Genomic DNA, 10,719 nt, shown 5'->3' with positions numbered 1-10,719 from the left:
TCCGCGGTATGCGCTGCCCCGGCATGATTCAAAGAAACGGAAAACGGCTCCGCGCCGCACAGGTGAACCCGTTGACGGAACAAAAGCCGAAAATCCGATGTCTTCCATCTATGTCCGAATACGGGAAAAACCCGTATCTGGTATGCTCCGCCTGCGCGGGGATGCGCATTGCCCACATGAACCGGATCTGAACGTGTCCAGATGCAAGGCCAAAGGGGCAGACGGTCTGGTCTAGCGGCCCTTGGCAGCGCGCTTGGACGCCTTGAGGGGGTTGACCTTGGCGCCAGAGCCAGTCTGGGCCTTGAGATGGGTGGCGAAGTTACAGCGGCCACCGACCCACTTTTTGGAGGGAACGGGGTAGCTGGAGCAGAACTGCTCTTCACCAAATTCACGCACGCGGTCACAGCCAGTACACTGTTCCACCACCGGCGAAAGGACAAAACCGTTAAGCACCACACCATCAGCGGTATTGGTGGCGTTTTCCAGAGCGGTCATAGCAAAACCTCCATGCGCAGAAGCGCCGTATTGCGAAATAGCGGCGGCACAGGGCCGCCGGTTCGGAATGGAGAAATATAGCCGAACATGAGGCGCTGTCAAGAGGGCAAAGGGCGGGAATTTCCCGCCGGAGGCCGAACAGGGCAGGCGGCAGCTGCTGGTGGCCTGCAAAAGCGCGGCCTATCTGGCGGTTTTTTCAGGTTATCGGCTTGCGTTCGAGCCTTATGCCCGTTCTGCCATCCCGCGAACAAAATTGCGCACCTGCACCATTTCACGGCACAGGGCCTCATAGTCAAAGCGGGTGAACTTTCCGTCCATATAAACAATTTCGCCATCAACCATTGCCATGCGGTTTTCCATTCCTGTGGCGGCGTATACGAGATGTGAAACCACATTATACATGGGCTGCATGTTGGGCGTGGTCAGGTCAAGGGCCACGCAGTCGGCGGCCTTGCCCACGGCAAGACTGCCCAGGCGCTGGTCGTGCATGGCGGCGGCTCCGCCCAAGGTGGCCATATCCAGCACGGTCTGGGCGGGCAGCAGGGTAGAATCCATGCCCGTAAGTTTGTGCAGCAGAGCGGTGCGGCCCATTTCTGTAAACATGTTCAGACGGTTGTTGCTGGCGGCTCCGTCTGTGCCCAGGGCTACGGGCATGCCGCGCTCAAGCATGGCAGGCACAGGGGCGGTTCCTGAGGCAAGTTTCATATTGGAAGAAACGTTGTGGGCCACCACAGCGCCGCTGGCAGCCAGAAAATCCAGTTCTTCCGGTGTCACGTCCACCACATGGGCAAGAGTGCAGGGGGCGTCAAGCAGGCCCATGCGGTGGCAGTATGTTGTGGGCCTGCTGCCGTGGGTGTGAAGGCATATCTGGGTTTCCTCCGCAGTTTCCGCCAGATGAAAGTGCAGGGGCAGGGCAAGCTCATAGGCAAGGTCGCGGCAGGCCGCCAGAATTTCAGGGGTGGTGGTGTACACGCTGTGCGGGTTGACCCCGATGCGCAGGCGGGGGTGGTTGGCGTATTTTTCGGCCAGGGTCCGGGTTTCATCAAGGACGGCATCCGGCCCGGAGAACGCCGCCGACGGAAAAGCAAACACAGCCTCCCCGCCCATGCAGCGCAAACCGGCCTCATCGGCGGCGGCCAGCGCGGCTTCTTCAAAAATATACATATCCACACAAGAGGTGGTGCCGGTGCGCAGCATTTCGGCATATCCCATAAGGCTGCCCAGGCGCACGATTTCAGGCGTAAGTTTTTGTTCAACAGGAAATATGCGGCTGTTGAGCCATTCCATCAAGGGCATGTCGTCTGCAAGCCCGCGCAAAAAGGTCATAGCCGCGTGGGTGTGCGCGTTGACAAGGCCCGGCAGCAACACGGACTGCCCAAGATCCACTTCACGCTCGGGCTGCCACTGCGCAGTCATTTCGCTGCGTGGCCCCAGTGCAGCCACAAGTCCGTCAAGTACGGCAAGGCTGGCGTTTTCGAGTATGTTGCGGTCTTCATCCTGCGTGACGATAAGAGCGGCGTGAACAAGGGTGTGGCAAGGACGCATGGCGACTCCTGTGGGCGTTGACAAAAAACTTCTGTATCCTCGTCGGGCCGGTAATGGCAAGGCCGGGCGTCGCATGTGGCGCTTTGCCGCGCGGCTGATACGGGCGTTTTTCCTGCTGGCATGGGGGCTTGCTGCTGGCGCGGTACAGCCTCGCAATTTGGCCAGGGATTATTTCGGCATTGGGCAAAACCGTTTTGTCATTCGGCCCGTAGTGGAAGGGCTTGCAAGATTGGACGTCAGCGTATATAGAAATTCGCTGGTATTGTGCGCAAATCGGCATAAAGGCGGCTTCGGGGCTGCCTGATAGGTACGCGCGACGTTCATACCAATGACTCAGCCACACCTTTGGAGGTGCGTTTTGTTTGAATCCGTAGCCTACGCCATGGGCACGCCCCAGGCCGGAGCCGCTCCTGCCAGCGGAACCGACATGCTTATGCAGTTCCTTCCCCTTATCGTAATGTTCGTCATCTTCTGGTTTCTGCTCATCCGTCCGCAGCAGAAGAGGGCCAAGGCTCACAAGGCCATGCTGTCCGAACTGAAGCGTGGCGACCATGTGATCACGTCCGCCGGACTGATCGGCCGCATTCTTGAAATTGATGATGAGCAGGTTCTGCTCGAAAGCGGCGAGTCAAAGCTGCGCGTTACCCGCGGCGCTATTGGCGGCCTTGTGCCCGGTAAGGGCGACAGCAAGTAGCAGCTCTGTTTTTTTGTCATGTCCGGCCCGTGAGCTGGCCTTTACCAAGGCCGGCTCAGGGGCTTTTGTCCTTAGACTGGACATGGCCTTTGCATGCGCGCGGTTTGCGCGTTTCCGCCGCTGTGGGGTTTCGTCCGGCCTGCAGCACACAAGGCTTCGGGCGAGCCGTGCCCTTCAGGGCATGATGTGCTTTAAATCTGTTGTTTGGAAGGTGAACGATGGGTCTGCGCTGGCGCCTGATCTTGGCTTCGTTGGTATTTCTGGTTTCCCTTATGTACGCGCTGCCGAGCGTGCCTGTTATCGGGCCCGCTCTGGAGCGCGTTTTGCCGTCCAGCAAGATCAATCTTGGTCTTGACCTCAAGGGCGGCATCCATCTGACGCTGGGCGTGGACGTAGCCAAGGCTGTGAGCAACTCTCTGGCTCTGGCCGGGCAGGATCTGCGGCGTATGGCTCAGGACGAAAAGATTGTTGTGCTGCGCCCCCGTGTGGTGGGCGGCACCGCTCTTGAGTTTCTTTTGCCCCGCGCCGATAACGAGGCCAAACTGCGTGAAATTCTGGCCCGTCACTTTCCGCAGCTGAGCGTGGGCCAGCCTCAGGCTGGCGAAGGCGGCCAGTTGCGCTATGTGGCCCGTTTTACGCAGGCTGAAGTTAAAAGAATTGAAGACCTGGCCCTTGACCAGGCCCTTCGCACCATCCGCAACCGCATCGACCAGTTCGGTGTGGCCGAACCCGACATCCGCAAGCAGGCAGGCAACCGCATTCAGGTGCAGCTGCCCGGTATTTCCGACCCGCGCCGTGCTGTGCAGATCATCGGCCAGACCGCGCATCTGGAGTTTCATCTGGTTCGCGAAGATGTGGACCCCGCCAAGGCCGTGCTGCCTACCGGCGTAGTGGTTCTGCCCATGTTGGAAAAGGACGCCGGACATTCCGAAGGGCGCATCGCCGTTGAACGCGACTCGATGCTTACTGGCGAAGACGTGGCCGACGCCCGCCCTGCCTTTGACAACATGAACAAGTCTTATGTGACCATGAGCTTCAACGCCCGTGGCGCGCGTATTTTTGAACGCGTGACCGGCGAAAGCGTTGGCCGCCGCATGGCCATTGTGCTGGACGGCAAGGTGTATTCTGCGCCTGTCATTCGTGAGCGCATCGGCGGCGGCAAGGCAAGTATTTCCGGCAGCTTCACCACTGCCGAGGCTCAGGACTTGGCCATTGTGCTGCGCGCGGGCTCGCTGCCCGCCCCTGTTTCCGTACTGGAAGAACGCAGCGTTGGCCCCTCCCTTGGGCAGGAAGCCATTGACAGCGGCGTGCGCGCAGCTCTTGTGGGCGCGGCTGCTGTGGTGCTCTTCATTGGTATCTATTACGGCGTCAGTGGTTTTATCGCCAACCTCATGCTTTGCTTCACCATGCTGATCGTTATGGCGGGCATGGGAGCCTTTGGGGCGACCCTGACCCTGCCCGGCATTGCAGGCATAGTGCTGACCATCGGCATGGCGGTTGACGCCAACGTGCTGATCTACGAGCGAATACGAGAAGAACTACGCCTGGGGCTCACGCCGCTGGCTGCGGTACGGGCGGGCTTTGACAGAGCCGTGGTTTCCATTACGGACGCCAACCTCACGTCCATTATCGTTACGGTCATTCTGTACCAGTTCGGCACAGGGCCCATCAGAGGCTTCGCGGTAACCCTGGGGCTGGGCATTGTTGCCTCCATGTTTACGGCCATCTTTGTTTCGCGGGCCATTTTTGAAGAATGGGCGCGCCATTGCGGTCCCAAGGGTCTGAGCATCTAGCGCGCCGGGAGGCTGTCATGAGTTTTACCTTTATCAAGCACGATACAAATATCGACTTCATTGGCAAGCGCTACTGGGTCTATGCTGTCTCGGTTCTGCTTATTCTTATAGGCATTATCTCTGCCGTTTGGGGTAATGGCCTCAAGATGGGCATCGACTTTGCCGGCGGCGTGATTGTGCAGGTGCAGTTTCAGGAGCCCGTTGCTGACGAAGCCCTGAAAAAAGGCCTGGACATCCCTGCATTGCCAGGTATCAGCACCCAGCGCTTTGGTGAGGGCGGGCGGGACTACCTGCTGCGCTTCAGCAGCGCTGAAAATGCCGATGCCACACATCTGCGCACGACGGTTATGGAAGCCCTTACGGCGACATTTCCCGGCAACACCGCAGAGATTGTGCGCCTTGAAATCGTTGGCCCCAAGGTGGGCGCGGATTTGACCAATAAAGCCCTCAGTGCGCTTTATTACGCCATTCTGCTTATTGCGGTCTACATTTCTGGCCGTTTTGAGCAGCGCTGGATGGCTGGCGCAATTATGGCCGCAGCTCTTTGGGGCGGCATTTACGTTGCCGGACTCACTGGGTTGGGCATGGGCTGGCTTGTGCTGCTGGCCCTGGGCATTACCATGGCGGTATGCTTTGTCTTGCGACTCAATTTTGCGCTAGGGGCCGTCGTGGGGCTTATACACGACGTTGCAATAACAGTGGGCCTGCTATCGCTGATGAATGTCGAAATCGACCTCAACGTTATGGCGGCCCTGATGACCTTGGTGGGCTTTTCGCTCAACGACACCATCATTATTTACGACCGCCTGCGCGAAAATCTGCGTGCCACGCCTGACCTGGACATGGCGCACCTTATCAACAAGAGCGTCAACCAGACTCTTTCGCGCACCATCCTGACCAGCGGCACCACCTTGTTGTCCACGCTGGCCCTGTACTTCCTTGGCGGCGGCGTTATTCATGACTTCGCGCTCACTATGCTTATTGGCGTAGTGGTGGGCACGGCGTCTTCCATCTACGTTTCTTCCGCCATCCTTTTGGCTCTGGGCGACACGGACTTCTATGTGCGCCTTGTGCAGAGAAAGGAACAGTACGAACGGCCCGGCGAACACGGCGTGGTGTAGCGCTACCGTTTTCAAAGACCTTTGGATGTATAAAAAGATCCCCTCATCAACTGATGAGGGGATCTTTTTTATCTGCTGCGTTGATTATGTGTGAAGTGCTTAACGTTGCAAGGTCATTTTACCTTTGAATAAGGTTCAATGTTCCGGCGTTGCGCGGGCGTGCTTCACGCTGTATGGCGTCGTGTATACCGCTCAGCTTTGCTTTCGGCAGAATCTAGAGTAGGTTAGCTTTGAAAATGTGTATTTTCAAAGTTTAATACACGCTCGTTGCGGCGTTTAATCCCGCAAATAAATAGCGGTGTTGTCTTCATCCGTAGCTTCGCGGCAGCCGTTGCCCCAAGGGCTTACGGATGGCGACAGCGATTGCATAGAAAAAACAGGGTTGCTACACATGCTGTCTTTAGGCGTAGTTTCCTTCGTCACAACGCTTAAAGCCTGCGTCGCAACGGCTGAAGCTGCGCTTACGCCTCCACGGCGGGCGTCTGCTCACGCAGCCACCTGAGCATTGCAAATTGAAATGTTCCACGTTGCGTTGTACCGCGCTGCACTCTTGTACAACGATAGTGCATTGCAACGGTGACACGCAATAGCGTCAGGCTGGTGTGCAAAGGGCAAAAGAAAAGGCCGCAATTGCTTGCGGCCTTGAATCATCTATTCAGAAGAGCTTACCAGCGGCGGGGCGCGGGACGCTTTTCTTCGGCCTGATTCACGCGCAGGGCGCGGCCTTCAAATTCCACGCCGTTCAGAGCGGCAATGGCGTTGCGGGCGTCGTCTTCGTTCATTTCCACAAAGCCAAAGCCACGGGCGCGGCCGGTTTCGCGGTCAGAAATAAGCTTAACGGAAAGGGCTTCGCCGTGAGCGGAAAAGAGATCGCGCACGCTGTCTTCGGTAGCGGACCAGGGCAGGTTGCCGACGTAAATAGAAATAGCCATTTGAGACTCCAATTTTGTTGTTATGGGTGCAGACTTTCCGCTGGAAGCCTTACCCACGTAAGTCTCTGGCAAAAAAAAATACTGGACCCAATCAGTGAAAGCACTGTACGGGGGACTGAAAAAGCTGTCAAGAGAAATGCGTGGCCCGCGACTTTAATAACCGCAGGCCAATACATTATCTGAGGCCAAAATTCCGCAGTAAACGCGCATTGCTCTTCAGTTTACTCTTTATACGCCTCAATGGACAGGCTCACTACATAATCGGCCAACTCTTTTTTATCTGGCAAATTTTGTGCGATTTCTGCGTAAAGGGGGTCGTTCCAGTCCTGCATACTTTGTATATAGCTAGGTTTTGGGGTGAGCTTGATGCGCGTAAACCCTGTTGTTTCTAGAAGCTGACTGACATCATCCACAAGAATGGCCCCTGCCACGCAACCCACCAGCGCAGAAGCCATAGTCCGGATATTCTCCGGCAGGGGTTGCAGTAGGGCCAAGTCAGAAACCGCAGCCTTGCCTCCTGGTTTCAGCACCCGGAATATTTCGCTCCAGACCTGCTGTTTGTCAGGCGAAAGATTGATGACGCAGTTGGACAAAACCACGTCTATCGTGTGGTCGGCCACAGGCAGATGCTCAATTTCGCCCAGGCGAAATTCCACATTGTCCAGCCCCGTAACCTGCAGGTAGGAGGCAATATTGTTTCTTGCCCTGGCGAGCATTTCCGGGGTCATGTCCACGCCTATGACGTGTCCTGTCGCCGTTACCCTTTCTCCTGCCTGAAAAACATCAAATCCACCGCCACTGCCAAGGTCCAGGACGGTTTGCCCTGCTTCAAGAGCAGCCAGGGCAACCGGATTGCCGCATGACAGTCCCATGTTAGCTCCTTCTGGCAGCCGAGCGAGAGTGGTTGCGTCATAGCCCAGTGATGCTGCCAGCTTGGCAGGATCGGCCTGCCCGCTGCGCTGGCTGGAGCAACACGATTTTTGCTGCCCCAAGGCTATGGCCGCATACCCGGAGCGGACAGTTTCCTTCACCTGCTGATTGGCTTTCACGTCTTTTGATTGCGACATGGCAGTGTCCTTTTGTTTTAATATTTCAAATATAGTTGAAATGTTATGGCAAAAAAAGAGAAGTCACTTGTAGCAGGGTTACTTGCAGCGGCATGAAGGCAGCACTGCGTCAGCCACCGAGCTTTGTTTGCGGTATTGTGCGCACTTTTCGGGGTGGCCTGCGCAACACTCTTCTGTCAGGTAGGCGATTGTGTCCAGCATAAGGGGAATATTGGCCCGGTAGCGCAGAAAGCGGCCTTCTTTTTCCACAGAAATAAGCCCGGTGTGCAAAAGCCCTTTGAGATGAAATGAAAGATTGGTGGCTGGTATTTGGAGATGCTTGGCAATTTCGCCAGCCACAAGGCCATCAGGAGCAAAACGTACAAGCAGTCTGAACAGCTCAAGGCGTACGCCTGAAGACAGGGCTTCAAAAAGAGTGCTGGCTTGCGTTACATCCATGCCGTGACATTTCAACTTTTATTGAAATGTGTCAATCTTTTTGTTTTCGGCGAAAAGGAATCTACAGCCGGGCAGTACTGTGTACGCGGCCCAGAGGTGGCGCTTATAAGTGGGTATAGGCGGGTAATGCCAGGAATGGACAAGGAGTGGACAGTCGAGCGCGGGTTCGGTTGTTGGGGCAAGAAACAAGGAAAGAAGTGGGGGTAGCTCGGGTTCAACTGCGGGAGGGCAAAAAGTGCGAATATGGCAGGACAGCGTGATTTTGAGAGTATGTTCTCCCAAAATGTATGTGGCTCTCGCTCTGGTGCTTACTGGTAGAAAAATAGCGGAGCTGTATTTGTGGCAGCCTTTGCCAGTAAGAGAGCAAGAGAGAGACGATGAATTGCAGTTGCGATTGTGCGGGGAAGGCTTTGCCGCCCCCCACATCATCTTCTTCGGTGGCTTCGCAGCAGAAAGTGCATTTCTGTGAAACTATGCCGGGTGCCTGCGAAAAAGAAAACACCAGTGAACAATGGCAGCAGAAAGAAATGCTGTAACCAAAGCGCCAAACATATCCAGAGGATAATGCACACCAAGGAATATTCGTGCCCACGCGGTAATGAAGCCAAGCAGAAGGATCAACACACCGGGAAAGCGCTCATTATGGCTGAAAAGCAGGGATGCGGCCATTGAGAACAGCAGCGTGCCGTGAAAGCTGGGAAAGGATGAAGTGGCTGCGTGAGAAATAAAGGCCTGGCCCAAATCAATGACAAAGGGACGGGGATTGTAATGGATTTTTCTGATCGCGTAGGCTGTAAACATAGCGAGCGCCACTGTCAGCAGCAGACGCATGACCACCACACGTTCAGTTTTTCGGCTGGCCAGGGTGAAAAAAGCGATTATGAGAGCAAGGCCAATAGGCCATTCTGCCAGAAACCGCGCAATTGCAATGAGAAAAACTGGTGAGGTTTCGTCAGCGTTCAGAATCAGAAAAAGCTGGTGATTTAAGGAATACATAATTCTTCTTTTGGGTGAATCTCTTCAGCCAGATAATTGCATCACCCCTAGGGGTGGTATTCATGAACTTGGGAGCAGTTAAACTTTTTCAAAGTGAACATGCTCTAGCCGAGCGTATGGACCGCAACCTGAAAGGATTGAAAATCCTTAGACGGCCTGATTCGCTCGGGCTGCGCAAACAATGCTTCGTGTTTATGGGCCCCTGCTCGGTTAAAGCACGGCCACCCGCGTATTCAGACCATTTGAGGGCAATGCCCGCCTTGCAGTAGGTGAACATCAGCCTTTGCAAGGCAAAAGCGTCAGTTTACAAACCTGCCTGCTCGCGCAGGTGTTCCGCTTCTTCGGGCATGCATTGCGACCGCACAGCTGATTGAACACGTTGCGAAAAGGCTTCTGCTGTATATAGCGCCATTTCGCCAGAGGTCAATCGCGCGGGCACGCAGACGGGCGCAGCTTCGGCCAGCGGAGCCGCTTCAGTCCACTCGCGCATTGTGTTCAGCGACTGGGCACAGAATACGATGCGTATCATCTGCTGCGAGTGCTTTTGCCGCAGCTCAAACGCCAGCATGCCAGCAGGGGGAATAGCGCTGTTTCCCTGTTCAGGCAACTGCCAGTTTATGCCAAGCAGTCCTCCGATGTTGGAAATATTGGTGTCGTGCCCAACAAGTACGGTCAGCCGGGCCTGATTCACACGGGAATCCACATGGGTTCCGGCCAATGCTGCCGCCATTTCATGCAGCAGGGCGCTGCCTCGCGGGCCTGCCACGGCGGGGGCACGGTTAACCAGATCAAAAATCTTGTTGTGAATGGGCAAAATTTGGCGCAGCACTGCGTCGTTGGCCTGACCCCAGGCTGGCAGCTTGTCTGGCCATTGTGCGTATTCCAGCAAAAATATTTCCGCCAGGCTGGAGGCTATGGCCAGTCCGCCCTGTAGATTGACCGCATGCTCATTGCCCTTCACTTCAATCACCCCGGGTATGTCGGCAAGGGCACAATCCGGGGGCAACTTCCACTTTTGGCAGAGCGCCGGGCTGACCGGGGCCACAAGGTCGCTGATGCGCCGCAACGGTTCTTCAAGCTCACGCGCCAGATGTTCGAGGCTTCCTCCCGCCTGCCGCAGAATGTCTTCACGTACAGATTGCGCATCAAAGGCGCATGTGCCCGCCTTGACGGGATGAAACAGAGGGTCAAGCCTGCCCTTGGACACGGCAAAGGGGGTAGAGGACAGGTGCAGGCCGTCCAGCAGCGCGCGAGCCGTGGCCTGTGTGCGTTGATCCACGTCCGCACGCACATAAACTTGCTCGGCGGTCAGATCCAGGCCAGCACGGATAAACCGTAGCCGCAGGTTTTCCCACATGGCGGATGTCAGCAAGGCTCCTCGTTTGGTCAGCAAGCCCTGCTGCACGGGCCATTGGGGCCACGTTCGTGTACTCCAGGCGGCCAGCGTTTCGCGGGATTGCGTAGGAGAACGCACGCCATGCCGGGAAAGCACGACCACACGAACAAGCTCACCCTCATCCTTCACAGACGAGGTTTCTTCACTTTTTGCCGTTGTTGTGGCGATCAGGCCGAGCGCAAGGCATAGGGAAATCAGATGCCAAAATTTGTGCATGGGCTTTTCCTCGGCTGAATTTCGGG

The 10,719-nt window shown here is 56.1% G+C and carries 11 protein-coding genes; 4 read left to right on the top strand and 7 right to left on the bottom strand.

Translation table 11 applies throughout. The features are described from left to right. Nucleotides 1–231: 231 nt before the first annotated feature. Nucleotides 232–495: a PxxKW family cysteine-rich protein gene (locus tag HNQ38_RS12430; RefSeq protein ID WP_183721524.1), complete on the bottom strand. Its 264-nt coding sequence runs from the start codon at nucleotides 493–495 to the stop codon at nucleotides 232–234. A gap of 222 nt (nucleotides 496–717) precedes the next feature. Next, the gene (locus tag HNQ38_RS12425) at nucleotides 718–2,040 is read right to left on the bottom strand and encodes an amidohydrolase family protein (RefSeq protein ID WP_183721521.1); all 1,323 of its coding nucleotides are present in this window, start codon (nucleotides 2,038–2,040) and stop codon (nucleotides 718–720) included. On the opposite strand from HNQ38_RS12425, the gene HNQ38_RS12420 reads away from it, so the two are divergent. From HNQ38_RS12420 to secF, 4 genes are all read left to right on the top strand, one after another. Next, nucleotides 2,039–2,344: a hypothetical protein gene (locus HNQ38_RS12420; protein ID WP_183721518.1), complete on the top strand. Its 306-nt coding sequence runs from the start codon at nucleotides 2,039–2,041 to the stop codon at nucleotides 2,342–2,344. The two genes, HNQ38_RS12425 and HNQ38_RS12420, sit on opposite strands and share 2 nt — an antisense overlap. Nucleotides 2,345–2,398: 54 nt before the next feature. Continuing rightward, nucleotides 2,399–2,734 (top strand): preprotein translocase subunit YajC, encoded by a 336-nt coding sequence (yajC, locus tag HNQ38_RS12415; RefSeq protein WP_246388142.1) that lies wholly within the window; start codon nucleotides 2,399–2,401, stop codon nucleotides 2,732–2,734. A 218-nt stretch (nucleotides 2,735–2,952) separates the two neighbouring features. Next, on the top strand, nucleotides 2,953–4,527 hold the full coding sequence (secD, locus tag HNQ38_RS12410; protein ID WP_183721515.1) for a protein translocase subunit SecD: 1,575 nt from the start codon (nucleotides 2,953–2,955) through the stop codon (nucleotides 4,525–4,527). A gap of 17 nt (nucleotides 4,528–4,544) precedes the next feature. Then, nucleotides 4,545–5,648, top strand: coding sequence for a protein translocase subunit SecF (secF, locus tag HNQ38_RS12405; protein WP_183721512.1), 1,104 nt, complete (start codon nucleotides 4,545–4,547; stop codon nucleotides 5,646–5,648). Between the two features lie 665 nt (nucleotides 5,649–6,313). On the opposite strand, the gene HNQ38_RS12400 is transcribed toward secF, so the two are convergent. From HNQ38_RS12400 to HNQ38_RS12380, 5 genes are all read right to left on the bottom strand, one after another. Next, nucleotides 6,314–6,580, bottom strand: a complete 267-nt coding sequence (locus HNQ38_RS12400; RefSeq protein ID WP_183721509.1) for an RNA recognition motif domain-containing protein — start codon at nucleotides 6,578–6,580, stop codon at nucleotides 6,314–6,316. A gap of 221 nt (nucleotides 6,581–6,801) precedes the next feature. Beyond that, entirely contained in the window at nucleotides 6,802–7,647 is an 846-nt protein-coding gene (gene arsM / locus HNQ38_RS12395; protein ID WP_183721506.1) for an arsenite methyltransferase, read from the bottom strand. Nucleotides 7,648–7,725: 78 nt separating this feature from the next. After that, the gene (locus HNQ38_RS12390) at nucleotides 7,726–8,085 is read right to left on the bottom strand and encodes an ArsR/SmtB family transcription factor (RefSeq protein WP_183721503.1); all 360 of its coding nucleotides are present in this window, start codon (nucleotides 8,083–8,085) and stop codon (nucleotides 7,726–7,728) included. Between the two features lie 471 nt (nucleotides 8,086–8,556). Further along, nucleotides 8,557–9,081 (bottom strand): undecaprenyl-diphosphatase, encoded by a 525-nt coding sequence (locus HNQ38_RS12385; RefSeq protein ID WP_183721500.1) that lies wholly within the window; start codon nucleotides 9,079–9,081, stop codon nucleotides 8,557–8,559. 304 nt (nucleotides 9,082–9,385) lie between these two features. Next, nucleotides 9,386–10,693: a histidine-type phosphatase gene (locus HNQ38_RS12380; protein ID WP_183721497.1), complete on the bottom strand. Its 1,308-nt coding sequence runs from the start codon at nucleotides 10,691–10,693 to the stop codon at nucleotides 9,386–9,388. Nucleotides 10,694–10,719 lie beyond the last annotated feature (26 nt).

This window comes from Desulfovibrio intestinalis, from assembly GCF_014202345.1.
Lineage (GTDB): Bacteria > Desulfobacterota > Desulfovibrionia > Desulfovibrionales > Desulfovibrionaceae > Desulfovibrio > Desulfovibrio intestinalis.
Note: the sequence above shows the minus strand (reverse complement) of the source record. Positions and strands in the feature narration are given on the sequence as shown.

Coding starts and splice junctions, on each gene's coding strand:
- HNQ38_RS12430 (WP_183721524.1), bottom strand. CDS start 495: ATGACCGCTCTGGAAAACGCCACCAATACCGCTGATGGTGTGGTGCTT.
- HNQ38_RS12420 (WP_183721518.1), top strand. CDS start 2,039: ATGGCGACTCCTGTGGGCGTTGACAAAAAACTTCTGTATCCTCGTCGG.
- HNQ38_RS12425 (WP_183721521.1), bottom strand. CDS start 2,040: ATGCGTCCTTGCCACACCCTTGTTCACGCCGCTCTTATCGTCACGCAG.
- secD (WP_183721515.1), top strand. CDS start 2,953: ATGGGTCTGCGCTGGCGCCTGATCTTGGCTTCGTTGGTATTTCTGGTT.
- secF (WP_183721512.1), top strand. CDS start 4,545: ATGAGTTTTACCTTTATCAAGCACGATACAAATATCGACTTCATTGGC.
- HNQ38_RS12400 (WP_183721509.1), bottom strand. CDS start 6,580: ATGGCTATTTCTATTTACGTCGGCAACCTGCCCTGGTCCGCTACCGAA.
- arsM (WP_183721506.1), bottom strand. CDS start 7,647: ATGTCGCAATCAAAAGACGTGAAAGCCAATCAGCAGGTGAAGGAAACT.
- HNQ38_RS12390 (WP_183721503.1), bottom strand. CDS start 8,085: ATGGATGTAACGCAAGCCAGCACTCTTTTTGAAGCCCTGTCTTCAGGC.
- HNQ38_RS12385 (WP_183721500.1), bottom strand. CDS start 9,081: ATGTATTCCTTAAATCACCAGCTTTTTCTGATTCTGAACGCTGACGAA.
- HNQ38_RS12380 (WP_183721497.1), bottom strand. CDS start 10,693: ATGCACAAATTTTGGCATCTGATTTCCCTATGCCTTGCGCTCGGCCTG.